Annotated in this window: 13 protein-coding genes, 5 tRNA genes and 1 riboswitch; of the genes, 15 read left to right on the top strand and 3 right to left on the bottom strand. The window is 73.7% G+C overall.

Annotated elements, in window-relative coordinates:
• Positions 1 to 17: 17 nt before the first annotated feature.
• Positions 18 to 1466 (bottom strand): Nramp family divalent metal transporter, encoded by a 1449-nt coding sequence (locus IPJ95_01355; GenBank protein MBK7922263.1) that lies wholly within the window; start codon positions 1464 to 1466, stop codon positions 18 to 20.
• Between the two features lie 41 nt (positions 1467 to 1507).
• Here IPJ95_01355 and IPJ95_01350 point away from each other — a divergent pair, with 41 nt between their 5' ends.
• From IPJ95_01350 to IPJ95_01310, 9 genes are all read left to right on the top strand, one after another.
• Positions 1508 to 2413 carry a DMT family transporter gene (locus IPJ95_01350; protein MBK7922262.1) on the top strand — a complete coding sequence of 302 codons (906 nt, stop codon included), beginning with the start codon at positions 1508 to 1510 and terminating at the stop codon, positions 2411 to 2413.
• A complete protein-coding gene (locus IPJ95_01345; protein MBK7922261.1) occupies positions 2410 to 3051 on the top strand; it encodes an aminotransferase class IV in 642 nt (213 codons plus the stop codon). The genes IPJ95_01350 and IPJ95_01345 overlap by 4 nt, the downstream gene beginning before the upstream one ends.
• A gap of 60 nt (positions 3052 to 3111) precedes the next feature.
• Positions 3112 to 3185: transfer RNA gene (locus IPJ95_01340), tRNA-His, on the top strand.
• A 16-nt stretch (positions 3186 to 3201) separates the two neighbouring features.
• Positions 3202 to 3274: transfer RNA gene (locus IPJ95_01335), tRNA-Trp, on the top strand.
• A gap of 40 nt (positions 3275 to 3314) precedes the next feature.
• Positions 3315 to 3387, top strand: a tRNA-Glu gene (locus IPJ95_01330).
• A gap of 16 nt (positions 3388 to 3403) precedes the next feature.
• Positions 3404 to 3475 (top strand) — tRNA-Glu (locus tag IPJ95_01325).
• Between the two features lie 62 nt (positions 3476 to 3537).
• Positions 3538 to 3610 (top strand) — tRNA-Lys (locus tag IPJ95_01320).
• A gap of 130 nt (positions 3611 to 3740) precedes the next feature.
• Positions 3741 to 4787, top strand: coding sequence for a DUF5009 domain-containing protein (locus IPJ95_01315; protein MBK7922260.1), 1047 nt, complete (start codon positions 3741 to 3743; stop codon positions 4785 to 4787).
• Between the two features lie 251 nt (positions 4788 to 5038).
• Positions 5039 to 11203 (top strand): carboxypeptidase regulatory-like domain-containing protein, encoded by a 6165-nt coding sequence (locus IPJ95_01310; GenBank protein MBK7922259.1) that lies wholly within the window; start codon positions 5039 to 5041, stop codon positions 11201 to 11203.
• A 115-nt stretch (positions 11204 to 11318) separates the two neighbouring features.
• Here IPJ95_01310 and IPJ95_01305 read toward each other — a convergent pair whose 3' ends face one another.
• Positions 11319 to 11756, bottom strand: a complete 438-nt coding sequence (locus tag IPJ95_01305) for a hypothetical protein (protein MBK7922258.1) — start codon at positions 11754 to 11756, stop codon at positions 11319 to 11321.
• Positions 11757 to 11848: 92 nt separating this feature from the next.
• Positions 11849 to 11952, bottom strand: a riboswitch (cyclic di-GMP riboswitch).
• Positions 11953 to 12176: 224 nt separating this feature from the next.
• On the opposite strand from IPJ95_01305, the gene IPJ95_01300 reads away from it, so the two are divergent.
• The 3 genes from IPJ95_01300 (at position 12177) to IPJ95_01290 (ending at position 15431) form a co-directional block, all read left to right on the top strand.
• The gene (locus tag IPJ95_01300; GenBank protein MBK7922257.1) at positions 12177 to 13733 is read left to right on the top strand and encodes an alkaline phosphatase family protein; all 1557 of its coding nucleotides are present in this window, start codon (positions 12177 to 12179) and stop codon (positions 13731 to 13733) included.
• A 106-nt stretch (positions 13734 to 13839) separates the two neighbouring features.
• The gene (locus tag IPJ95_01295) at positions 13840 to 14127 is read left to right on the top strand and encodes a hypothetical protein (GenBank protein MBK7922256.1); all 288 of its coding nucleotides are present in this window, start codon (positions 13840 to 13842) and stop codon (positions 14125 to 14127) included.
• 35 nt (positions 14128 to 14162) lie between these two features.
• Entirely contained in the window at positions 14163 to 15431 is a 1269-nt protein-coding gene (locus IPJ95_01290) for a dipeptidase (protein ID MBK7922255.1), read from the top strand.
• A 14-nt stretch (positions 15432 to 15445) separates the two neighbouring features.
• On the opposite strand, the gene IPJ95_01285 is transcribed toward IPJ95_01290, so the two are convergent.
• Positions 15446 to 16156 carry an SURF1 family protein gene (locus IPJ95_01285; protein ID MBK7922254.1) on the bottom strand — a complete coding sequence of 237 codons (711 nt, stop codon included), beginning with the start codon at positions 16154 to 16156 and terminating at the stop codon, positions 15446 to 15448.
• A gap of 199 nt (positions 16157 to 16355) precedes the next feature.
• Here IPJ95_01285 and IPJ95_01280 point away from each other — a divergent pair, with 199 nt between their 5' ends.
• The 3 genes from IPJ95_01280 (at position 16356) to IPJ95_01270 (ending at position 25464) form a co-directional block, all read left to right on the top strand.
• Positions 16356 to 17090, top strand: coding sequence for a hypothetical protein (locus IPJ95_01280; protein MBK7922253.1), 735 nt, complete (start codon positions 16356 to 16358; stop codon positions 17088 to 17090).
• Positions 17091 to 17103: 13 nt separating this feature from the next.
• Positions 17104 to 17751, top strand: a complete 648-nt coding sequence (locus tag IPJ95_01275; GenBank protein ID MBK7922252.1) for a hypothetical protein — start codon at positions 17104 to 17106, stop codon at positions 17749 to 17751.
• Between the two features lie 276 nt (positions 17752 to 18027).
• Positions 18028 to 25464, top strand: a complete 7437-nt coding sequence (locus IPJ95_01270; protein MBK7922251.1) for an Ig-like domain repeat protein — start codon at positions 18028 to 18030, stop codon at positions 25462 to 25464.
• Positions 25465 to 25490 lie beyond the last annotated feature (26 nt).

The raw sequence follows: 25490 nt of genomic DNA, 5'->3' as shown, positions 1-25490 counted from the left end.
GGGGCGGCGGTCCGCCCCTACTTCACGACCTCCCGCAGGTACAGCGCGGCCAGCGCCAGGTAGGCGGCGAAGCTCACGCCGAGCAGGGCGGCGCTGGCGCGGCCGGGCCGGGCCCACGCCGGGGCCACGGCCGCCAGCCGCACGTGGTTGAGGAGGTAGAGCGCCGCGGGGAAGAGTACCGTCCCGGCAAACCCCACCACCGCCGAGAGCAGGATCAGCACTCCGGGCGTGCTCAGCGCCATGGTGCCGCCCGTGATGGCCGTGAGGGTGGCGAAGCAGATCCAGTACCAGCGCCGCCGCCCCTGCCGCGCCGCGCGCGGGAAGACTGTCGTGATGATGTCGGCCTGCATCCGGCTGACCCCGTCGGCGGTGGCGAGCCAGGTGTCGGTCAGGAACGCCGCCGCCACCACCAGGAACAGCAGCCGCCCCACCGGCCCCCAGCTCACCTCGAAGAACCGGCTCTGCACCACCGCCAGCTCGTAGTCCTCCGGCAGCAGCCCCTTGGGAAAGAGCAGCGCCCACGCCAGCAGGCAGGTCATCAGCGTGGTGCACAGGTTGCCGCCGATCCCCACCAGCGCGTCGACCGTCAGGTAGCGGCGCCACCGGTCCCACGCGGCCCGGGTCTCCTCACGGTCGGAGGGGAGCAGCGCGGCCACGCCCGCCATGCCGTGCACCGGGGCGGGCTCATCGGTGGCCGTCCCGGCGCCGCCGCCCACCCCCGTCACGTGTGAGGCATGGGCGGCCATCCCCGCCCCCTTTTCGCTCAGCCAGTACGAGTAGAGCAGGATCCAGAACCCGCCCAGCCCCGCGAAGGTGATCCCGGTGAGGAGCTTGGTGGCGTCGGCCGGGTCCCAGGGGCGCGGCATGGAGCCGGCGGGCGGGCCCGCGAGTCCGCGGACGAACGACGGCAGCGCGGCGAGCACCTCCGGCTGCAGGCACGCCCACGCCAGCCCGATCACGGTGGTCACCGCCACCACCTTCATGAAGTTCTCGACCAGCCGGTACACCACGCCCGAGAACACCGCGGCGACCACGAACACGCCGATCGAGGCGTACCCCCAGAACAGCGTCTGCCCCCGCGCGCCCCACCCGGCCGGAAACCCGGTGAGCGCCGCCAGCGCGGTGCCGCCCGCCGACGCGAACGCACCGAACCAGAGGAAGGAGAGCGTCATGAGGGCCCACAGCGCGAGCCCGAAGCCGCGATGCAGCCGCAGGAAGCCGCGGAAGATCGTCTCGCCGGTGAGCAGCGTGTAGCGCCCGATCTCCACGTTGAGCGGATACTGGAGCAGGCAGGCCGGCAGCAGCAGGCAGAGGAACGTCAGGCCGTACTTGGCCACCAGGTAGGGCCACCAGATCAGCTCGCCGCTCCCCTGCGCCAGCGCCATCCACACGATGCCGGGCCCGAGGGCGCGCCACCACCCGGGAAAGGGGGGCAGGGGGCGCCGGTCGGTGTCGGGGCTGTTCATCGCCGGTTATCCTTGGGCATGCGATTTCCTGTGCGGGCACGATGACTCCGCGGTCCCGGGCGCGGCTCGAGATCCTGTGCGTCGCGTTCCTGTTCTCGACGGGGGGCGCCGCCATCAAGGCGGTCACCTTCTCCAGCTGGCAGGTCGCCTCGCTCCGGTCGGGCGTGGCGGCGCTGGCGGTGTGGCTCTTCCTGCCGGCGGCCCGGCGGCTCCGGCGCGGGCAGCTGGCGGGCACCCTGCTCGTGGCCGTGGCCTACGCCGCCACGCTGGTGCTCTTCGTGCTGGCCAACCGGCTCACGACCGCGGCCAACACGATCTTCCTGCAGTCCACCGCGCCCCTCTACATCCTCCTGCTCGGCCCCTGGCTCCTCAAGGAGCCGTTGCACCGGCGCGACCTCGGCTTCATGGCCGCCGTGGCGGTGGGCATGGCGTTCTTCTTCCTGGGACGCCAGACGACGTTCGCGACCGCCCCCGACCCGGTCAAGGGCAACCTGCTCGCCCTGGCCTCGGGGGTCACCTACGCCGCCATGCTGATCGGGCTGCGCTGGATGGGCACCCGTGGCGGCTCGCCGGCGAGCGCGGTGGTGCTGGGCAATCTCGTGGCGTTCGGGGTGGCGCTCCCGGCCGCATTGCCCTTCGCGGGCGCGGGCCCGCGCGACTGGGCCATCATCCTCTACCTCGGCATCTTCCAGATCGGGCTGGCGTACGCCCTGCTCACCCGCGCCATCCCGCACGTGCCGGCGCTCGAGACGTCGCTGCTCCTTTTCCTGGAGCCGGCCCTCAACCCGCTCCTCGCCTGGGCGGTGCACGGCGAGTATCCCGGGCCGTGGGCGCTGGTCGGTGGCGTGCTGATCATGGCGGCCACGGGCGTGAAGTCCTGGGCCGACGCCCGCCGGGACGCTGTCGTACCCGCCGCGCCACCGCGCCCGGCCGCCGAGCCGACGTGAGCACCCTTCCCACGTTGCTCGAGACCGTCCGGGTCCGGGGCGGCCGCGCGCCGCTCTGGTACCTGCACCTCCGCCGCCTGGTCGCGAGCTGCCGCGCGCTCGGCGTGCCGTTTCCGCCGGCCTTCACCGTGCCGGAAGGTGGTGCCGATCGCGTGCACCGGATGGAGGTGGGCCGCCACGGCGTCCAGGTGACCGAGCGCGAGCCCGGCGCAACCGCGCCGGTGGCGCTGCGGGTGAGCGCGGTCCGTCATCCCGGCTACCCGCACAAGACCACCCACCGTGCTGCCTTCGCCGAGGCGCTGGAGGGGGCGCGCGCGGCCGGTGCCGACGATGCCCTGCTGCTGACCCCCACCGGGCTGGTGGCGGAGGCCACGATCTGGTGCCTCTACTGGTGGGAGGGGGACACCCTGGCCGCGCCGGCGCTGGGCCTCGGCGTGCTGCCCGGGGTGTCCCGGATGCGGATCGAGGAGCTGGCGGGGCCGGTGGCGGAGCGCCGCGTGACCGAGGCGGAACTCGCCGGGCGGTCACTCTTCCTGAGCAACGCGGTCCGGGGTATCGTTGAGGTGGCAGCGCTCGACGGCCGCCCGGTCCCGGTGCATCCCGGGACCGGGCGGCTGCGCGAGCGCTTCTGGCCTTGACCCACCCGGGGGCGGTCTTTACCTTCTCCCGGCTCGCGGTGCTGGCCAAAAGAGCCCGTGGTGGTTGTAGCTCAATCGGTTAGAGCGCCGGACTGTGGCTCCGGAGGTTGCGGGTTCGATCCCCGTCAGCCACCCTGTGTTGAGGAGTGTAGGTCCGTAGCTCAATTGGTAGAGCACCGGTCTCCAAAACCGGGGGTTGGGGGTTCGATTCCCTCCGGGCCTGTCGGCGGTCCGGCCGCTGTGCCGGACCAGTGCAGGTGCACGCCGCTATCGTCTAGAGGCCTAGGACACAGCCCTCTCAAGGCTGGAACACGGGTTCGAATCCCGTTAGCGGTATGGGGTGGGCCCCAACGGCCCCATCGTCTATCGGTTAGGACGCGACCCTTTCAAGGTCGAGAGACGGGTTCGACTCCCGTTGGGGCTACTCGCAGCACGCAGGACAGACACGAGCACCAGTGGGGGCAGGCCTCCGCGCCTGCCCCCTTTGCGCCGCTAGCTCAATTGGCAGAGCAAGTGACTCTTAATCACTAGGTTGTAGGTTCGATTCCTACGCGGCGCACTCGGACGGCCCGGAGCTCTCGCTCCGGGCCGTCTTGGCCTCTGGCGCCCGGCGCGCCGGTCCGGTATTTCATCGCGTGCCCCCTCGCCTCCGCTCCCTCGACGCCTTCCGCGGCCTCACCGTGGCCGCGATGCTGCTGGTCAACAACCCCGGCAGCTGGTCCTACGTCTATCCGCCGCTGGCGCATGCCGAGTGGCATGGCTGGACGCCGACCGACCTCATCTTTCCCTTCTTCCTTTTCATCGCCGGGGTGGCGCTCGCGTTCTCGCTCCGCGCGCGGGAAGAGCAGGGGGCCGGCCGCCGCGTGGTCCTGCGTCGCATCCTCCGCCGCGGGCTGGTCATCATCCTCGCCGGGCTGCTGCTCAACGGCTTTCCCTTCTATCACCTCGACACCCTGCGCTGGCCCGGCGTGCTGCAGCGCATCGGCCTGGTGTACCTGGTGGCGGCGCCGGCCTGGCTGCTCCTCCCGGCCTGGGGTGTGGCGCTGCTCTCGGGCACCCTGCTGCTCGGATACTGGGCCCTGATGACGCTGGTGCCCGTCCCCGGGTATGGCGCCGGCGTGCTGGAGCCGGTCGGCAACCTGGCGCAGTTCGTCGATGCGCGGCTGCTCGCCGGCCATACGTGGAAGCCCGACTGGGATCCTGAAGGACTCCTGAGTACGCTACCTGCCATCGCCACCTGCCTGCTGGGCGCGCTCACCGGGCAGTGGCTCCGCCGCCAGGCGCCGAGCGGGCGCGTGGCGTGGCGGCTCGCGCTCGCGGGCGCGCTGGCCGTGGCCGTCGGGCTCGCGTGGGCGCTCGTCTTTCCGATCAACAAGAGCCTCTGGACCAGTTCCTACGTGGTCTTCACCGCCGGCGCGGCGCTGCTGGCGCTCGCGCCCTGCTACGGGCTCATCGAGGTGGCGGGCCTCGCGGGCTGGGCCCGGCCCTGGCTCCCCTTCGGCACCAATCCGCTGCTCGTCTTCGTGGGGTCGGGACTCATGGCGCGGCTGCTCCTGCTGATCCGCGTGGGCCAGGGCGAGGCGGCCGCGCCGCTGCAGCGGGTGATCTACCAGCGTGGGTTTGCCGGCTGGGCCGGTCCGCTCAACGGGTCGCTCGGGTACGCCATCAGCTTTGTCCTCCTCTGGATGGCCATCGCCTGGGGCCTCGACCGGGCCGGCTGGCGGGTGCGGGCCTGAATCCGGACCGGTGATCCCGGTCACGCACTCGGCAAGACTCCCCGCGATGACCCCCCACCCGTGGCCCCAAAGCCACGAGATCTGCGCCGGAGCTCATCCGCAACATGAATCCAGTCAACGAGATAGCCTGACGCGCCCCCGCCACACTCAGGCACGGATCTTGTTGTAGATCCGGCATTCTCCGGGATCCGCGGGGCCGCCCGCGGAAGTCCCGATGCTCTCCAGCACATCCCCCCACCGGGGTCTGACCCATGCGGAACGTCTCTCGCCTCGCCCTGCTGGCCGCCTTTGCGTACGTCGCCGCCTGTGGTGGCGGGGATGGCACCGGCCCCTCGGATCACACGCCGACGAGTGTCACGGCGCTGTCGGGCAACAACCAGCAGGCCCCGGTGGCCACCGCGGTGGCGGTGGCTCCCTCGGTCCAGGTCCGGGACAAGAAGGGGCGCGGGGTGCCCGGGATCCAGGTGACGTTCGCGGTCGCCTCGGGCGGCGGCGCGCTGACCGGCGCGGTGGATACCACCGACGCGAGCGGCGTGGCCGCCGTCGGCAGCTGGACGCTCGGCACGCAGGTGGGCGCCAACACCCTGACCGCGACGGTAGGGACGCTGGCGCCGGTGACCATCACCGCCACGGCGGTCGCCGGGGCCCCCGCCAGCATGGTGTTCAGCACGGCGCCGGGCAGCAGCGCGCTCAACGGCGCCGCCTTGGCGCAGCAGCCCATCATCCAGCTCAAGGACCAGTTCGGGAACAACGCCACCCAGGCGGGCGTCCAGGTCACCGCGGCGATCGTCGCCGGCGGCGGCACCCTGGGTGGCACCACCACCGTCGCCAGCAACGCGAGCGGCGTGGTCACCTTCACCAACCTCGCCATCACCGGCACGGTGGGCACGCGGACCCTGAGCTTCACCGCTACCGGGCTGGTGGCCCTGTCCTCGGGCGCCATCCAGGTGGATGCCGGCGCGCCGGCCACGGTGTCGGCCGCCTCGAGCACCACGCTGACCGGTACCGCCGGGACCCCGGTGGCCCCCGCGCCCTCGGTCCTCGTGGCCGACGTGAGCGGCAACCCGGTGGCGGGCGCCACCGTGACCTTCACCGCGACGGCGGGCGAGGGCACGGTCAGCAACGGCAGCGTGCTCACCAATGGCTCCGGCATCGCCACGGTCGGCAGCTGGACCCTGAGCGGCACCGCCGGCACCAACCACCTCTCGGCCCAGGTCGGCAGCCTCACGCCGGTGACGTTCACCGCCACGGTGAATCCCGGCGCGGCCGCCGCGCTCGCCATGCAGGCCCAGCCGTCCGCCAGCGCGGCCAACGGCGCCGCGCTCGCGACCCAGCCGGTCGTGCGCATCGTGGACGGCTTCGGCAACGTCATCACCAGCGCCACCACCACCGTCACCGCCACCCTGCAGGGCGCCGGCGCCGCGCTCGGCGGCACCGCCAGCGTCGCCGCGGTCAACGGCGTGGCCACCTTCACCGACCTCTCGCTCACCGGCACCGCCGGCACCTACGCCCTGGCGTTCGCCGCGGGCGGCCTGAGCGGCGTCACCTCGGGGAACATCGCCCTCACCGCCGGCGCCGCGACGACCATCGCCGCGAGCGCGGGCGATGGGCAGAGCGCCACCGTCAACGCCGCCGTGGCCACGCCACCCGCGGTGCTGGTCACCGACCAGAGCGGCAACCCGGTCAGCGGCGTGAGTGTCACCTTCGCGGTCGCGAGCGGCGGCGGCAGCGTCACCGGCGCCTCCGCCACGACCAACGCCAGCGGCATCGCCGCCGTGGGCAGCTGGACCCTCGGCACCACGGTGGGCGCCAACACCCTCACCGCCACGTCAGGATCGCTCACCGGGAGCCCGGTGACCTTCGGCGCCACCGCCACCGCGGCCGCCGCCAGCCGGCTGGCCCTCACCACCGCCCCATCGGCAAGCGCCACCAACGGGGTGGCCCTGGCGCAGCAGCCGGTGGCCCGCGTCGAGGACGCCTTCGGCAACCCGATCAGCCAGGCCGGCACGGTCGTGACGGTCACCGCCTCGGGCGGCGGCGTCATCGCCGCCGGCGCCACCGCCACCACCAACACCAGCGGCGTGGCCAGCTTCAGCGGCCTGGTGCTCAATGGCCTGGCGGGCAACTACACCCTGACCTTCAGCGCCGGCGGGCTTTCCAGCGCCACCTCCGGGAGCATCACGCTCGCGGCTGGCGCCGCCTCCACCCTGGCGATCACCACCCAGCCGCCGGCGAGCGCCGTGAACGGCGCCGCGCTGGCACAGCAGCCGGTGCTGCAGGTGACCGACGTGGGCGGCAACCCCTCGCCGGTCGCGACGAGCATCACGGCCGCGCTCACCGGCGCGCCGGCGGGCGTGACGCTGGGCGGCACCACGACCGTGGCCAGCAACGGCAGCGGCGCCGCCGCCTTCACCGACCTCTCCCTGACCGGCACGGTCGGGAGCTACAGCCTCACCTTCACCGCCGCCGGGCTCAACAGCGCCACCTCCGGTGGCATCACGCTGGCGGCGGGCGCCGCCACGACCATCGCGCTCAACGCGGGTGATGCCCAGAGCGCCATCGCGGGCAGCGCGGTGGCCATCGACCCGTCGGTGCTGGTGACCGACCAGAGCGGCAACCCCGTGAGCGGCGTGAGCGTGACCTTCGCGGTCGCCACCGGCGGCGGCAGCGTCACCGGCGGCGCGGCCAGCACCGACGCCGGCGGCATCGCCACGGTGGGCAGCTGGACTCTCGGTGCCAGCGTCGGCGCCAACACCCTCACGGCCACCAGCGGCAGCCTCACCGGCAGCCCCGTCACCTTCACCGCGACCGGCACCGTCGGCCCCGCCGCCCTCCTCGCGGCGAACGCCGGCACCGGCCAGAGCGCCATCGCCGGGAGCGCCGTCACCATCGCGCCGGCGGTGCTGGTCACCGACGCCAACGGCAACCCGGTGAGTGGCGTGAGCGTCACCTTTGCCGTGGCCACCGGCGGCGGCAGCCTCGCCGGCGGCAGCGCGGTCACCGACGCGGGCGGCATCGCCACCGTCGGCAGCTGGACCCTCGGCGCCGTGGCCGGCGCGAACACGCTGACGGCGACCTCGAGCGGGCTGGGCGGCAGCCCGGTCACCTTCTCGGCCACCGGCGTCGCCGGGCCGGCGAGCGAGCTTGCCTTCGGCCAGCAGCCTACCAGCGTGACCAGCGGCGCCGCGATCACCCCCGCCGTGACGGTGCGGGTCACCGACGCCAACGGCAACCTGATCACCGGCGCCACCGACGCCATCACCCTGGCACTCGGCGCCAACCCAGGCGGCGGCACCCTCGGCGGCACCCTCACGGTGAGCGCGCTGGGCGGCATCGCCACTTTTCCGGGACTCTCGATCGACAACGCCGCCTCGGGGTACACCCTCGCGGCCAGCGCCACCGGCCTCGCCAGCGCCACCAGCGCCACGTTCGACGTGACGCCCGGTGCCCCGACCAACCTGGCCTTCGGGCAGCAGCCCACGAGCACCACCGGCGGCGCCACCCTCGCCCCGGCGGTCACGGTGCTGGTGCGCGACGCCAACGGCAACACCGTCACCGGCTCCACGGCGCCCGTCACCATCGCCATCGGCACCAACCCCGGCAGCGGGACGCTGGGGGGCACGCTCACGGTGAACGCCGTGGCCGGCGTCGCCACCTTCGCTGACCTCAACATCGACAAGGCCGGCACCGGGTACACGCTGTCGGCGGCCTCCGCCGGCGTGAGCGGGGTGACCAGCGCGTCGTTCAACATCACCGCGGGCGCGGCCACCCGGCTCGCCTTCGGGCAGCAGCCCAGCGACCTCCTCGCCGGCGGCACGATGGCCCCGGCGGTGACGGTGCTGGTGCAGGACGCCGGCGGCAACACCGTCACCGGCGCCACCAACGCCGTCACCATGGCGCTCGGCACCAATCCCACGGGCGGAAGCCTCAGCGGGACCCTCACGGTGAACGCCGTGGCCGGCGTCGCCACCTTCAGCGATCTCTCGCTCACCGCGGCGGCCCCGGGCTACACACTCGCGGCGACGGCCTCCGGGCTCACCGGCGCCACCAGCGCCAGCTTCGATGTCACCCCCGCGGCCGCCACCAAGCTGGCCGTGGGGCAGCAGCCGGGCAGCGCCGCCAGCGGCGCCGCGCTGTCGCCGTCGGTGACCGTCCTGGTCCAGGACGCCTTCGACAACACCGTCACCGGGGCCAGCACCGCGGTCACGGTGGCCCTCGGCACCAATCCCGGCGGCTCCACGCTCGGCGGGACGCTCACGGTGAACGCCGCCGCGGGCATCGCGACCTTCGCCAACCTCACGCTCGACAAGGTCGGCGTCGGCTACACCCTCGACTTCACCGCGGGCGGCCTCACCGGCGCCTCGTCGGGGGCGTTCAGCATCACGCCCGGCGCGGCGGCCCAGCTCGCCTTCGGCCAGCAGCCCACCAGCAGCACCGGCGGCGGCGTGATCGCCCCGGCGGTCACCGTCCTGGTCCAGGATGCCGCTGGCAACACCGTCACCGGCGCCACCAGCTCCGTGAGCCTCGCCTTCGGCGCCAACCCCGGCAGCGGCACGCTGGGCGGGACCGTGTCGGCCAGCGCGGTCGCCGGCGTGGCCACCTTCAGCGACCTGACCGTCGACAAGGTGGGCACCGGCTACACCCTCGCCGCGAGCAGTGCGGGGCTGACCGGCGCCACCAGCGCCGCCTTCGACGTCACCCCCGGCGCGGCCGCGGCCCTGACGATCACCACCCAGCCCTCGTCCCAGGTGACCAACGCCAACGCGCTCACCCAGCAGCCGGTGCTGCAGCTGCGGGACGCCGGCGGCAACGCCGTCCCGCAGGCCGGCGTGAACGTGCTGGCCTCGCTCACCGACTCCACCGGCGTGGTGCTTGGCGGCACCCGCACCGTGGCCACCAACGCCAGCGGCGTGGCCACCTTCACCAACCTGGCGCTCACCGGCACGGTGGGGAGCTACTCGCTCACCTTCACCAGCGGCGCGCTCACCTCCGCGACCTCCTCGAGCATCGCGCTGGTGGCGGGCTCGCCGGCCAGCGTGGTGGCGGCCAGCGCCACCAGCCAGTCGGGCCGGGTGGGCATCGCGGCCGGCACCGCCCCGTCGGTGACCGTCACCGACGTGAGCGGCAACCCGGTGAGCGGCGCCACGGTGACCTTCGCGGTCACCGCCGGCGGCGGCACCGTGAGCGGCGGGAGCCAGAGCACCGACGCGCTGGGCCACGCCACGGTGAGCGGCTGGACCCTGGGCCGCACCGTCACCACCAATACGGTCTCGGCCACGGTGGGGGCCCTCCCGGTCGTCACCTTCGACGCCACGGTGACCATCCAGCTGTCCGCCGTCTCCGCCGGCAACGACCACGCCTGCGCCCTGACCATCGATGGCGTGCCCTATTGCTGGGGCAATAACGCCGCGGGCGGCCTGGGCGACAGCACCACCACGCCCACCCTCGCCCCGGTGCCGGTGGCGGGCAGCCCCTACTACTCCCGGATCAGCGCCGGGCGCGGCTTCAGCTGCGGGCTCGACACCAACGGCGCCGCCTACTGCTGGGGCAACAACGCTTCCGGCGAGCTGGGCATCGGCAGCACCACGCCGAAGACCGCGCCGACCGCGGTGACCGGCGGTCACCTCTTTACCGGGATCGTCACCGAGAACATCGCGAGCAGCCACCACGCCTGCGCCATCGCGGTCGGCGGCTCGCTGTTCTGCTGGGGTGACAACTCCGCCGGCCAGTACGGCCGCGGCAACACCACCAGCAGCTCCTCGCCGCAGGCTGCCGGCGGCACCGGCACCACGTACCTCCAGGTGGCCGCGGGCGACAAGTTCAGCTGCGGCGTCCGCACCGGGCAGGCGGCGTACTGCTGGGGCATCAACGGCTCCGGCCAGCTCGGCGACAACAGCACCGCCCAGCGCCTCAACCCGGTGGCCGTCGCGGGGGGACTCAGCTTCACCCAGGTGGCCACCAGCCAGATCCACAGCTGCGGCCTCACCGCCGGCGGGCTGGTGTACTGCTGGGGCGACAACTTCCAGGGCCGCCTCGGCCAGGACACCACCCTGGTCAACCAGAGCCTGACCCCGATCCAGGTGCCCGGCCTCACCGGGGTGTCCGAACTGGTGGCCGGCGGCGGCCACACCTGTGCCCGGACCAGTGGCAACGCGATCTACTGCTGGGGCCTCAACGACGCCGGGCAGCTCGGCGACGGCACCGGCGGCGCCGCGGGTGACTACAGCTCCACGCCCGTCCTGGTGTCGCTGCCAGGGGGCGTGACGGGATTCACCTCGATTACCACCGGCGCCTCGTTCGCCTGCGCGATCGCCAACACCGGCGCGGTCTACTGCTGGGGCGAGGGCGACGGCGGCCAGCTCGGCGACGGCACGGGCCTCGACGCCAACCTCCCGGTGCTGGTCGTCGACCCGTAGGCCGGCGCACTCCCCGGTACCACAAACGACGAGGGCCGAGCATCCGCTCGGCCCTCATCCGTTACCCCCACCCAATCCCCCGTACCGCCCTACCGCCCCACCGCCCGCCCGCCGCCTACTCCCCCAGCGCCACGCTGCCCTGGCCCCACGCCTGCCAGGTCAGTTCGCACCGCTCCACGAAGTACTCCTCAGGGTGTCCGCCGCGGTCCAGCAGCGCGTGCAGCATCTCGTGCCGGACCACCAGCTCGTTCTCCGCGTACGTATCCGCGATCACCACCCGCATCCCGGCGCTGGAATGGGACCAGAGGCCGACCTTGGGGCCGGCGCTGGTCTCGAAGGAGGAGACATCGGGCACCACGTACCATTCGACGTCATCGAAATCCCCGGAGCGCCCGGCGCAGGCCTCGGTGGCTTCCCACCAGGCGCGATAGGCCGCCGGCGCGATGATCTGCTGGGCGTTCGTCGGGAGCTCGCTGGGGGGGCCGAGCATCTCGCACGCGGCGAGCGTGCCGAGGAGCCCCAGGCAGGCGACTACGGGTTTGAGCGACGGCATGGGGTCTGTCTCCCATGCCCGAGAACACAAAAGCGTGAGTCGGGTAGCCCGGGGATCGGGCCATGGTCCGCATCACGCTCCGCAACTCCACCTTCGGCACCGAGCTATCTGTAGCGGCGGCCAGGGCGAGCCCTGGTTCCCCTGCAGACCTCTAGTTTTGCGGCCCCGGATCACTCCGGGTGTGCTCTTATCGGGCGGTTCGTGGTTTGGCTGACTTCAGTTGTCCATCGCTCCCCAGAGTAGCGAGAACGGTGCCACCAAGCCAAGTGGCCGTCACTACGCGAGTTCGCTTCCGGAGGGAGGGTTGCGGACCCGTGGCGGTGCTGCGAAACTCCCTCGACCGCCGCGCCACACTTCCCGCAGCCGCCCGGATGCACCGTTTCCATGCGACCTCCGCTGCCCCGACGTACCCTCCTCCCTGTGATCTGGGTCACATTCGCCGCCGGCCTGCTCGCCCTCCGTCCCGCCCCCGTCGCCCCGCCCGCGGGTCCGGCCCTGGTGGTGATGCTCACGGTGGACCAGATGCGCGGCGACTACCTGGCGCGATTCCAGGGGCAGTGGCGGGGTGGCTTCCGCCGCCTGCTCGACGCCGGGGCCGTCTTCCCCAACGGGCTCCAGGATCACGCCATCACGGAGACCGCGCCGGGGCACTCCACCCTGCTCTCCGGGCGTGACCCCGCGCACACGGGGATCATCGTCAACTCGCTCGGCGTGCAGGACAGCAGCGTGGAGCTGGTGGGGATGCCCGGATCACGGGGCGCCTCGCCGCACCGGTTCCAGGGGACCACCCTGGTGGACTGGATGCAGCGGCGGGATCCGGGGTTCCGGTTCCTCGCGGTGAGCGACAAGGACCGGGCCGCCATGCTCCCGGTGGGGCGGGCCCGCGGGCCGGTGTTCTGGGACGTCGGCGGTACCTTCACGACCAGCACCTACTACAGCGACACGCTGCCCACCTGGCTCCGCGCCTGGCAGGCGCGGCGGGGCGCCGCCCGGCTCGCGGGGACCAGCTGGACCCTGCTCCGGCCCGAGTCGGAGTATCCCGAGGCCGACGCCCAGCCCTGGGAGCACGATGGGGCCGACTACGTCTTCCCGCACCGGCTCCCCGACGACTCCCTCAAGGTGGCGCGGCAGCTTGCCAGCTATCCCTGGATGGACTCCCTCACCCTGGACCTGGCCCTCGATGGCGCCCGGGCCATGGGGCTCGGCCAGCGCGCCACGCCGGACATGCTGGTGATCGGCCTCTCGGCCACCGACTACATCGGGCACCGTTACGGGCCCGACTCGCGCGAGATCCACGACCACCTGCTGCGTCTGGACCTCTGGCTCGGCACCTTCCTCGACTCGCTGCGGACCCAGGTCGGGGGGCGGCCGATCCTGCTGGCCCTCAGCGCCGACCATGGCGTCACCAGCTTCCCCGAGTTCGCGCGCACGCAGGGGCGCCCGGGCGGCCGCATCGGGCTCGGGGCGCTGGTGCGCGAGGTGAACCGCGCCCTCGCGTCGCGGCTCCAGGACAGCACGGTCCTCGAGGAATCGTCCGGGCTGATCTTCGGGGACCGGGCGCGGCTCCGTGCCGCCGGCGTGAGCCCCGAGAGCCTCGCCACCGCGCTCGCCGCGCGGGTGTGGCGCATGCCCGGGGTCCAGAACGCGTGGACTCCCGCCACCCTCGAGGGCGCGGCCGTCTCCGACCTGCATGCCCGGCGGTGGGTACGGCTGCTGCCTCCGAAGTTCGCGTGGTTCGTGGCGGCGCAGGCCAAGCCGGGGTACATCTGGGCCGACGGGCCGGGGTATGCCACCCACGGGACGACCAACCCCGACGACGTGAACGTGCCGCTGGCATTCTACGGTCCCGGCATCCGGCCCGGCGTGTACCCGGACACGGTGCGCACCGTGGACATCGCGCCCACGCTCGCGCGGCTGCTGCGGGTCCCGACCCAGGGCAAGCTCGATGGCCGCCCCATCAGGCGCGTCACCGACTAGATTCCCGGCCCCGACCCTCTACCCTGGCGTCCGCTTCGTGTCCTTTCCTGCGCTGCCCTGTTTCCCGTGCCCGCACCACGCCTCCTGCTGCGCCTACGGTACCACGGTGAGCGAGCCGGAGGCGGCCGCACTCCGGGCCCGCTATGGCGAGGACCGGATCTACCGGACGCGGTGGGGGGAGTGGCGCACCCGGGTCCGGAAAGGCCGCTGCGTGTTCTACGTGGACGGCGGCTGCAGCATCCACGCCGACCCGCACTACCCCGCGGTCTGCCGCGGCTTCCCCTGGACCGACGCCGAGACCGGGGGCCCGTACGAGTTCGACCAGACGATCTGCCCCGAGTTCCTCGCGCGGCCGGAGCTGGTGCAGCTCGGCAAGTCCCGTCCGGCGCGCTGAGCGCCGGGCCGCGTTCCCATCCCTGGAGGGCCGCCATGGCCACCCCGTTCCGTCTGCTCCCGGCGCTCGGCGCCGCCCTCGCGCTCTCGTTCGGCCCCGGGCTCGCCGCCCAGGCGCCCGACCCCGCCCTGGCGCAGGCCCGCCGCATTCTCGAGCGGACGATCCTTGTCGACGGCCACAACGACCTCCCCTGGGAGATCCGCACCAACACGGACCATCCCCGCGACGTCGAGGCCTACGACCTGCGCGACTCGGTCCCCGGCCAGACCGACCTCGCCCGCCTCAAGGCGGGGCGGGTCGGCGCGCAGTTCTGGTCCATCTACGTGCCCGGCGAGGACCGCGACAGCGGCTACGCGCGGATCCAGCTCGAGGAGTTCGACATCGCCCGGCGCATGGTTGCGCGCTATCCCGACCGGCTGGCGCTGGCCCTCACCGCCGAGGATATCGTGCGGGCGCGGCGCCAGGGGCGGATCGCCTCGCTGCTCGGGATGGAGGGGGGGCACGCCATCGAGAACTCGCTCGGTGCGCTGCGCGCCTACTACGAACTCGGCGCCCGTTACCTCACCCTGACCCACAACGTCACCCTGGCCTGGGCCGACGCCGCGCAGGACACCCTCAAGCACGGCGGGCTCACCCCCTTCGGCCGCGAGGTGGTGCGGGAGATGAACCGCCTCGGCATGCTGGTGGACCTCTCCCACGTCTCGCCCGGCGTCATGAGCGACGCGCTCGACGTGACCGAGGCCCCGGTCATCTTCTCCCACTCGTCCGCCCGCGCGCTCACCAACCACCTGCGCAACGTCCCCGATTCCATCCTGGCGCGGTTGCCGCGGAACGGGGGCGTCGTCATGGTGACGTTCGTGCAGTCGTTCGTCTCGGAGGAGCGCCGCCTGGCCGAGCTGGCCGACGACTCGGCCCAGGCGGCGATCGCGCGGGAGAGTGCCGACTCGGTGGAGGGGCGCCGGCGGTGGCGCGCCTGGCGCGAGGGCCATCCCCTCCCGCGGGCCACCCTCAGCCAGGTGGCCGACCACATCGAGCACGTCCGGAAGGTGGCCGGCGCGGACCACGTGGGCATCGGCAGCGACTTCGATGGCATGGGGCCGGGACCCCTCGGCCTGGAGGATGTCTCGACCTTCCCCGCGCTGTTCGCGGAGCTGATCCGGCGCGGCTGGAGCGAGGCCGACCTGCGAAAGCTGGCGGGGGAGAACGTGATCCGCGCGCTGCGCCAGGCGGAGCAGGTGGCGGCGCGGCTGCGCAAGGAGCGGCCGGCGAGCACGGCGACGATCGAGCAGCTGGACGGCCGGTAGCGCCCGCGGCGGGGCTAGGCCTTTCGGAACCCGATGATGCCGCCAACCACCAGGGCGGTGATCGCAAAGGAAAACCACTGGATGGCGTAGCTCAGGTGGGGCCCGTCATCCAGGGGGGCCGGCGCATCGCGCCGGAGGCCGCGCGGGCCGCTCGAGTCGGCGACGTGCAGGATCACGTAGTCCGCCACGGGGTAGGGGAGCCGGGCGCGGATGGCGCGGAGGTCGATCCGCCGCCAGGTCAGCTGGCCCCCCTCCTCCATCGGCTCGCCCGGCGCCGTCGTGTCCAGCGCAAAGGCCAGCCCCCTCACCCACACCACCCCAGGCTCCTGCAGCGGCGCCAGCTCCACCCGGCGCGCGTCGGGTGAGGTGACGTACCCCCGCTGCACCAGGATCGCCGTGTCGCCGGCGAGCGGCCGCAGCGGCGTCACCAGCCGCACGCCCGGTACCCCACCCTCGCTCTGGCCCCGGATCACGATGTCCGCCGCGTGGTCGTAGCGGCCCGAGACACTGACCTGCCGGTGATCGAGCCGTCCCCCCGTTCCGCCCCCGGCCGCGAGCATCGCGTCGAGCGCGAGGGGCGGCCGCTCCCGCGCCGCGCTCGCCACCGCGTTGAGGGCACGCCGCTCGCGGAGCCGCGCCACCTGCCACAGCCCCAGCCGCGCGAAGACCAGGGCGGCCACGAGGGTGCCTCCGAAGAACAGCAGCGAGCGCGCGCGAGGCGTCATGCAGGTGGACACTTCGGGTTCGGGAGTGTCCGCGGACGCGGACGGTCTGGCGGGGGCCCTGGCTGGACGGTCTCCGCCAAGTGTTTGCGCCACAAGAGGTTCAGGCGCCGATCGCGGCGCGGTCCACACCTTGCCTAAGGAGCCGGTGTTTCCCCCGTTTCCGCGCCGTCCAAGATACACCGGTCGAGGTGGGTCCGAGATGCGAACTCCTGGCTTCTTCCTCCTGGCCGCCGCCGCGCTGTGCCTCACCGCGCCGGCCGCCCTCCGCGCGCAGGACCACGAACCCAATCCGCAGCTCCGGGAAGTTCCCGATGACCACGCCGTCGAGGACGAGCGCGACGACCCCGCCCCGGTGGAACGCCGCCGGCCGCGCGGCGAGGACGATCGCTCACGGGCCCGTCCCGACCGGCGCGCGCCGCTGCGCCGCGGCGGCTACTACGCCAGCTTCGGCGTCGGCGCGGGGAGCGAGGCGGTGGCCTCCCTTGGCGTGCCCTCGCCCTACTACCCCTCCCGCGTCCGCCCGACGGTGAACATCGGCTTCGGCGCCGGCGTGGGGCAGGCGCTCCGGGTCGGGTTCGAGGGCTTCGCCTGGTTCAACGTCACCGGCGACGGCGCGCTCGAGACCGTCACCACCGCCATGGTCGGTGCCCGCGTCTATCCCATCCCCACCAGCGGGCTCTACCTCCGGGCCGCCGGCGGCTTCGGCCGCTACGGCCAGGATCTCCTCGACGACTACTGCGACTGCAGCGCCCCGATCGTCCAGGACTACGGCCTGGCCTGGGCGGTGGGTGGCGGCTTCGAGGTGCCGGCGGGCAACGGGCTCTGGATCGGCCCCAGCGTGGAGATGATCCGCATGAACATCGACGGACCCGATGGCTACCGCGAACGGGTCCTCAACTTCGGCATCACCCTGACCTTCGATGGTCATCACTGACAGGAGGACGATCATGCGTCTGCACACTGCCGCTTCCTTCTTGGCTCTCGCCCTGCTGCTGGCCCCGGCCGCCGCACAGGCCCAGGACGATGACCCGCATCATGGCCGGGGCTCCCGCGGCCGCGGCATCCGCCAGGTGGACGATGACACCGCGCGTCGGCGCCGCGAGGGCTTCTGGCTCAGCGCCGGCCTCGGCGTCGGGGGCGAGTCGTTCGACGCCCGCGACGGGCTGGGCTGGAGCGACAACGTCTCGGGCGGGGTCGCCTACCTCAAGCTGGGTGGCACCGTCTCGAAGTCGCTCCTCCTCGGCGCGGAGCTGCAGGGCTGGGGCGCCAACTTCTACGAATCCGGCTTCTCGGGCGTCTCGTACGAACGCGCCCTCGGCAGCCTGATGGGCATCGCGCAGTTCTATCCCGCCGAGCGGTCCGACTTCTGGCTCCGTGGGGGACTCGGGGTCGCGGTGGACCAGCTCGTCGACTATGCCGGGGATGTGACCTTCGAGTCCAACCGGTACGGCTCCGCGGTGGCGATCGGACTCGGGTACGACATCCGGGTGGCCCGGAAGATCTCCATCACGCCGAGTCTCGACTTCGTCGGCCAGCACTACGAGACCCACAACGAGCGACTGCTCAACTTCGGTGTCGGCGTGACCTTCCACTGACCCGGAATCGGCCTCGGGGTCCAGGCGGGGGTGGGAACGGGGAGGGCAGCATACCCCGTCCCACCCCCATTTTCGCGCCAAAACTCATGAATTTCGGCGGGGCCGATGCCTGTCAGGCGCCGGGTCAGCAACAATCTGTGGTCCCGGCGCCACAAGTCGGCCTGCAACACTCCCGTCAACTCCTAGCGGGGGAACGGCTTGGCGAATAGGATATGCGCCCCGGGGTGGGCACGGTGTCTGCCCTCCTTTGTTCTTGTCTTCAGCCCCTGCAGGCTCGTGGCACTGTTCCGTTCGCCGTACCGCTGGCTGGGTCCGCTGGTCGTCCTCGCCGCCGCCGTGAACTGCGGTGGGGGGGACAGTCTCACGGTACCCTCCGAAGGACTCCCCACCGCCATCGTGAAGGTCGCGGGCGATGCCCAGTCGGGCACCGTGACGCTGCCGCTGGCCGACACCCTCGTGGTGCTGGTGACGGACGCCAAGGCGCGCCCGGTGCAGGACCAGCCGATCGTCTTCACCCGCCTGGCGGGGGGCGCCAACGGCGCGGTCATCCCGGACACCGCCCGCACCGACATCAACGGCCGGGCCCGCTCGGTGTGGGTGCTGGGCGCGCTGGCCGGCGCGCAGCGGGTGGAGGCGCGGGTGGTCGCCACCGGCACGCCGGGTACCCTCAAGGTGTTCTTCGATGCCACCGCCGCGGCGGCGGCCGCCGACACCCTGCGGCTCGCCGCCGGCGACCGGCAGGCCGGCACGGTGGGCGCCGCGCTCGCCGAGTCGCTCGCGGTGCTGGTGACCGACCGGTACGGCAACCCGGTGGCGGGGCAGGACGTGGCGTGGGCGGTCCCGGCGGGGCAGGGGAGCGTGAGCGCGGCGCTGGTGGCGAGCGGGGCCGATGGCCGCGCCGCGGTGCGCCGCACCCTGGGCCCCAACGCCGGGACGCAGGGCACCACGGCCACGGCGGCCGGGCTCAAGGGCTCGCCGGTGAGCTTCCAGTCCACCGCCACCGCCGGCGGCGCCGTGGCGCTGGTGCGGATCTCCCCCGACAGCCAGAGCGCGCCCGCCGGCTTCACGCTCACCGACTCCGTGGTGGTGCAGGTGCAGGACGCCAACGGCAACGGCGTGGCCGGCCGCAGCGTCAACTGGGTGACCACCGCCGGCAACGGCAGCGTGGTGCCGCAGACCAGCACCACGAACGCCCAGGGCTACGCCTTCACCTACTGGACCCTCTCGCCGGTGGCGGGGCCCAACACCCTGACCGCCGCGGTGAGCGGGCTGCCGCAGGTGACGTTCACCGCCATCGGCGGCGCGGCGCAGCCCACCACCCTCGCGGGGCAGTCGGCGGCGAGCCAGAACGGCACCGTGGGCCAGGCGGTGGCGGCGCCCCCGTCGGTGAAGGTCACCGACCAGAACGGCAACCCGGTGCAGGGGGTCACGGTCACCTTCTCGGTGGCGCAGGGCGGTGGCACCGTCTCGGACGGCACCGGCTCGGGCCCCACCGCGTCGGTGGCCACCAGCGCGCAGGGCGTGGCCACCCTGGCGGCGTGGACCCTCGGCACCACCGCCGGCGCCAACGCGGTGAGCGCCGCCGCCACCGGCGCCGGCGGCGCCCCGCTGGGCGGCAGCCCCGTCAGCTTCACGGCCACCGCCGCCCCCGGCGCGGCGGCGCGCCTGCTGGTGGTCACCGAGCCCAGCGGCGCGGCGCAGAGCGGCGTGGTGTTCGCCCAGCAGCCGGCGGTGGCGCTCCGCGACGCCTTCGGCAACGCGGTGACCCAGGCCGGGGTGAGCGTCACCGCCACGGCCCCCGGCGGCGCCACCCTGCGCGGCGCGCCCAGCGCCTCGACCAACGCCTCGGGCGTCGCCACCTTCAGCGGGCTGAGCCTCGCCGGGCCGATCGGCAGCTATACCCTCGTGTTCGCCGGCGCCGGCCTGACGCCGGACACCTCCGCCGCCGTGCTGCTCTCCGCCGGCCCCGCCGCGCTGCTCGGCATCACCACCCAGCCCTCCGCCACCGCGCAGAGCGGGGTCGCGTTGGCCCAGCAGCCGGTGATCCAGCTGCGCGACTCCGCGGGGAACGCGGTGGCCCAGGCCGGCGTGCCGGTCTCGGTGGCCATCGCCACCGGCGGCGGGACGCTGGGCGGCACCACCACGGTGAACACCAACGCCAGCGGCGCGGCGGCCTTCACCGGGCTGGCCATCACCGGTGCCGCCGGGGCGCGCACGCTCACCTTCAGCGGCAGCGCGCTGGCCAGCGTCACTTCCACGGCGATCACCCTCGGCGCCGGCACGCCCACCGCGCTCGCGCTTTCCACCCAGCCCTCCGCCACCGCGCAGAGCGGCTCGGTCCTGGCGACGCAACCGGTGGTCGAGCTGCGCGACGCCAGCAACAACGTGGTGGCGCTCGCCGGCGTGAGCCTCACCGCCAGCCTCACCGGCGCGCCCGCGGGCGTGATCCTCGGCGGCACGCTGACGGTGCCGACCACGGCGGCCGGCAGCGCGGCCTTCACCGGGCTCTCCCTCACCGGGCCCGCGGGCAACTACACCCTGACCTTCACCGTGACGGCCGGCGCCACCGGCGTCAACCCGGTGACCTCGAGCGCCATCGCCCTCGCCGCCGGGAGCGGCACGGCGCTCACCCTCGAGGTGCCGCCGCCCGCCACCGCGCAGAGCGGCGTGGCGCTTGCCCCGGCCCCGGTGCTGCAGGTGCGGGATGGCGCCGGGAACGCCGTGCCGCAGGCCGGCGTCGCGGTGGGCGTGACCATCGCCACCGGGGCGGGCGGGGTGCTCGCCGGCACCGACACCGTGCTCACCAACGCCGCCGGGGTGGCCACCTTCAGCAACCTGCAGCTCGTCGGCCCGGTGGGGAGCTATACCCTGGCCTTCGGGGCCACCGGCCTCGCCGGCGTCACCGCCAGCCCGCTGACCCTCGCGGCCGGTCCGGCTGCCCAGCTGGTGCTGCAGACCCAGCCCGCCACCACCGCGCAGAGCGGCGTGGCGCTCACCACCCAGCCGGTGGTGCAGCTCCAGGATGGCGGCGGCAACCCGGTGGCGCAGGCCGGCGTGACCGTCACCGCCAGCATCGCCAGCGGGGGCGGCAGCCTCGGCGGCACCACGGCGGTTGCCACCGACGCGCAGGGCATCGCCACCTTCACCGACCTGGCGCTGAGCGGGACCGCGGGCAGCCGCACCCTCGGCTTCGCGGCCAGCGGGCTCAGCGGCGCCACCAGCAACGCCATTGCGCTCGGCGCGGGCGCGCCCGCGAGCCTCGCCATCACCGCGGGAAACAACCAGACGGCCACGGCCGGGTCTCCGGTGGCCATCGATCCGCAGGTGCAGGTCACTGACCTCAGCGGCAACCCGGTGGTCGGCGTCAGCGTCACGTTCACGGTGACCGGCGGTGGCGGGACCGCCGCCGCGGTGGCCCAGACCGACGCGAGCGGCTTCGCCGCGGTGACCTGGACCCTGGGTGGCACCGCGGGCGCCAACACCCTCGACGCCTCCGCCGCGCTCAGCGGCGGCACCAGCACCGTCAGCTTCACGGCCACCGGCCTGGCCGGCAGCGCCGGCCGCCTGGCCATGGTCACGCAGCCTTCCGCCTCCGCGCAGAGCGGGGTGGTGTTCGCCCAGCAGCCGGTCATCCAGCTGCAGGACCAGAACGGCAACAACGTCAGCACCAGCGGCGTGGCGATCACCGCCCAGTCGAGCGGCAGCCTGGGCGGCAACACCGTCGCGGTGTCGGTGAACGGTGTCGCGACCTTCACCAACCTCTCGCTGACCGGGCTCGCCGGGAGCTACCAGCTCACCTTCACCGGCGACAGCCTCACCGGCGTCACCTCCGCGCCGGTCGCGCTGGGTGCCGGCGCGGCGAGCAAGCTCGTCGTGGTGACGCAGCCCTCCTCGCCGACGCCGAGCGGGACGCCGTTCGTGCAGCAGCCGGTGGTGCAGGTGCAGGATGCCGCCGGCAACCCGGTGGCCTCGAGCGGCCGCAGCGTCACCGCGGCCATCAACGGTTCGGTGGGGAGCCTCAACCCCGCGGGCCGGACGGTCGTCACCGACGCCGCCGGGCTCGCCACCTTCCAGACGCTCACGGTGAGTGGTCCGGCGGGGAGCTACTCGCTGCTGTTCTCCACCACCGGCCTCACCCCCGACGTCTCGGCGAACTTCGACATCACGGCCGGCGGTGCCACGCAGATGACCGCCACCTCCGCCACCAGCCAGAGCGCGACGGTCGGGACCACGGTGGCCGCGCCGCCGACGGTGCTGGTGCAGGACGCGCAGAACAACCCGGTGGCGGGCGTGGCCGTGACCTTCCAGGTCACCGCCGGCGGCGGGGCGCTCAACGGCGGCGCCGCAGTCACCGACAACAACGGCGTGGCCGCCGTCACCAGCTGGACCCTTGGCCCCGTGGCCGGCGCCAACACGGTCACCGCGAGCGCCTCGGGCCTCCCGACGGTGACCTTCAACGCCACCGGCACGGCGGGAGCGGCCACGCAGGTGGTGCTCACCACGCAGCCCTCCACCAGCGCCGCCAACGGCGCGGTGTTCGCCACCCAGCCGGTGGCCCAGCTGCGCGACGCCAACGGCAACAACGTGAGCCAGGCCGGCGTGCCGGTGACGGTGGCCATCGCGAGCGGCGGCGGCACCCTGGGTGGCACCGCCACGGTGAACACCAGCGCGGCGGGCCAGGCGGCCTTCAGCGGTCTCTCGATCACCGGTACCACCGGCACGCGGACCCTGAGCTTCACCTCCGGGACGCTCACCGCCGCCACCTCCGGCAGCATCGCCCTGACGGCCGGTCCCGCCACCACGCTGGCGCTCAGCGCGGGCGACGGTCAGTCGGCGCCGGTCGGCACGCCGGTGAGCACTCCGCCGGCGGTGCTGGTCACCGACCAGAGCGGCAACCCGGTGAGCGGCGTGGCCGTGACCTTCGCGGTGGCGGGGGGCGGCGGCAGCGTCACCGGCGGCAGCGCCACCAGCAACGCCAGCGGCGTCGCCACGGTGGGCAGCTGGACCCTGGGCGGCGTGGCGGGGACCAATACCCTCACCGCGACATCCGGCACCCTGGCCGGCAGCCCGGTCACCTTCACGGCCACCGGCACCACCGGCGCGGCCACCACGCTGGCGGTCATCGCCGCGGCGCCTACCACCGCGCAGAACGGCATCGCCTTCACCACGGTGCCGGTGGTGCAGCTGCAGGATGCCAGCGGCAATGCGGTGGCGCAGGCCGGCGTCACCATTGACGGGGCGCTCTTCTCGGTGACGCGCACCCTCACCAACGGCAGCGCCCTCACCGACGCCCTGGGCCAGGCCACGTTCGCGGGGATGGCCATCAACGGGGTGATCGGCACCGACAGCCTGAGCTTCACCTCCACGGGGCTCACCGGCACGGCGCGGACTCCGCTCACCGTCACCGCCGGCACCGCGGTCAAGCTCGGCGTCAACCGCCAGCCCAGCACCACGGGCCAGAGCGGCGTGGCGCTGGCCACCCAACCGCGGGCCCAGGTGCAGGACATCTCCGGCAACAGCGTGAGCGTGACGGGCGTGCTGGTCACGGCCACGATCGCCTCCGGCCCGGTGGGCGCCACCCTGACCAACCCGACGGCCACCACTGGGTCCACCGGCCTGGCCACCTTCAGCGGCCTGGCCGTCTCCGGGCCGCCGGGTACCTACACGCTGCAGTTCGACGCCACCACCGCCGGCTACACCCCGGTGGTGAGCGGCAACCTCGTGCTGACGGTGGGGCCGGCCTCCCAGCTTTCCCTTACCACGCCGCCGCCGGCCACGGTGGCGAGTGGCGCCGCGTTCGTGCCGGCGCCGGTGGTCCAGCTGCGCGACGGCTTCGGCAATCCGGTCCTGTCCCAAGGCATCGCCATCACCGCCACGGTGGCCTCCGGGCCCGGCGGCTCCACCCTTACCAACGCGGTGGCCACCACCGACGCCGCCGGCGCGGCCACCTTCACCGGGCTCTCGCTGAGCGGCACCGCCGGCGACTACACCCTGGCCTTCGCCGGCACCGGCCTGGCCACGGTCACGTCGGGCACGGTGGCGCTGACCGCCGGTGGTGGCAGCAAGCTCGCCGTCACCACCCAGCCGTCGGTGACGGCCGTCAACGGCGCGGTGTTCGGCACCCAGCCGGTGCTCCAGCTCCAGGACGCCATCGGCAACCCGGTGAACCAGTCCGGCGTCGCCGTCACGGTGTCGGTGGCGAGTGGCACCGCCACCCTGGGCGGCACGCTGAGCGCCACCACCAACGGCAGTGGCCAGGCCACCTTCACCAACCTCAAGCTGACCGGCACGGCGGGCGCCCACACCCTGCTGTTCGCCGCGAGCGGCTACACCGGGATCACCTCGGGCACCATCACCCTCACTGCCAGCGCGGCCACGACCATCGCGCTGAGCGCCGGCAACAACCAGGTGGCCACGGTGAACACCGCGGTGACCACGGCCCCCGCCGTGCTGGTCACCGACCAGAGCGGCAACCCGGTGGGCGGCGTCAGCGTCACCTTCACCGTGACCGCGGGCAGCGGCAGCGTCGGCGGCGGCGCCTCGAGCATCGTGAGTACCGGCGCCACCGGCCTCGCGGCGCCGGCCAACTGGGTGCTCGGTACCATCGCCGGCGCCAATACCCTGAGCGCCACCGCGAGCGGCCTCACCGGCAGCCCCGTCAGCTTCACTGCCACCGGCGTGGCCGGCGCGGCCACCCAGATCGCCTCGGTCACGGCGGCCTCGAGCAGCGTCGCCAGCGGCGTGACCTTCCCGCAGCAGCCCTCGGTCCGGCTCCTCGACGTCTTCGGCAACGCGGTGGCGCAGGCGGGCGTGCCCGTGGACGTCGCGGTCCAGAGCGGTGGCGCCGTCCTCTCCGGCACCACGCCCGTGAACACCGCGAGCACCGGCATCGCCACCTTCAGCGGGCTGGCCCTGACAGGCCCCGCGGGGCCGCACACCCTGGTCTACTCCAGCGCCGGGCTGACCAGCCTGGTCTCCGGGACCATCACCGTCACCGCCGGCGGCTCCGCGACGGGCATCACCCAGGTCAACCCCGCCGCGACCGTCGTCGGGGAGAGCTACACCGTGAGCGTGTCGGTCACGGGCGCGGGGGGCACCCCGACCGGCACCGTGACCGTGGGCGACGGCAGCGTCTCCTGCAACGCCACCCTGGCGGGCGGGAGCGGTTCCTGCGCGATGGCCTCGACCGCGGCCGGCAGCAGGACCCTCACCGCCACCTACGCGGGTGACGCCAACTTCCTCGGCAGCAGCGGGACCGCGTCGCACACCGTCAGCCAGGCGGCCACCGCCCCGCCGCCCCCCCCGCCAGGCGTCGACCACCACCACGGTCACCGGCAGCGCGCCCGACCCCTCGACGGTGGGTACGCCCTACACCGCGAACTTCACCGTGGCGGTGCTCGCCCCCGGCGCCGGCGCGCCGAGCGGCAACGTCACCGTCACCGACGGGCTGGGCGGGAGCTGCACCACCAGCGCCGGGGCGGGGAACTGCCAGCTGACCCCGACCAGCGTCGGCGCCGGCTCGCTCGTGGCCACCTACGCCGGCGACGCCAACCTCCTCGGCAGCACCTCCGCCGCGGTGGGCCACACGGTCAGCGCGATCGCCACCACGACCACGATCACCGGGGTCGCGCCCGGCACCATCGTCCTGGGCCAGCAGGTGACCGTCAGCTTCACCGTGAGCGGCGGCGCCACCGGCACGGTCTCGGTGAGTGACGGCACGGTGGGGTGCAGCGCCACGG

The sequence above is a fragment of the Gemmatimonadota bacterium genome, assembly GCA_016713785.1.
Taxonomy (GTDB): Bacteria; Gemmatimonadota; Gemmatimonadetes; order Gemmatimonadales; family GWC2-71-9; genus JADJOM01.
This window is presented reverse-complemented; position numbering and strand designations above follow the sequence as displayed.

What these genes read in the sequence shown, in the direction of transcription:
- IPJ95_01280 (MBK7922253.1), top strand. Translation starts at nt 16,356, where the DNA reads ATGCGAACTCCTGGCTTCTTCCTCCTGGCCGCCGCCGCGCTGTGCCTC.
- IPJ95_01355 (MBK7922263.1), bottom strand. Translation starts at nt 1,466, where the DNA reads ATGAACAGCCCCGACACCGACCGGCGCCCCCTGCCCCCCTTTCCCGGG.
- IPJ95_01310 (MBK7922259.1), top strand. Translation starts at nt 5,039, where the DNA reads ATGCGGAACGTCTCTCGCCTCGCCCTGCTGGCCGCCTTTGCGTACGTC.
- IPJ95_01305 (MBK7922258.1), bottom strand. Translation starts at nt 11,756, where the DNA reads ATGCCGTCGCTCAAACCCGTAGTCGCCTGCCTGGGGCTCCTCGGCACG.
- IPJ95_01285 (MBK7922254.1), bottom strand. Translation starts at nt 16,156, where the DNA reads ATGACGCCTCGCGCGCGCTCGCTGCTGTTCTTCGGAGGCACCCTCGTG.
- IPJ95_01275 (MBK7922252.1), top strand. Translation starts at nt 17,104, where the DNA reads ATGCGTCTGCACACTGCCGCTTCCTTCTTGGCTCTCGCCCTGCTGCTG.
- IPJ95_01315 (MBK7922260.1), top strand. Translation starts at nt 3,741, where the DNA reads ATGCTGCTGGTCAACAACCCCGGCAGCTGGTCCTACGTCTATCCGCCG.
- IPJ95_01290 (MBK7922255.1), top strand. Translation starts at nt 14,163, where the DNA reads ATGGCCACCCCGTTCCGTCTGCTCCCGGCGCTCGGCGCCGCCCTCGCG.
- IPJ95_01350 (MBK7922262.1), top strand. Translation starts at nt 1,508, where the DNA reads ATGACTCCGCGGTCCCGGGCGCGGCTCGAGATCCTGTGCGTCGCGTTC.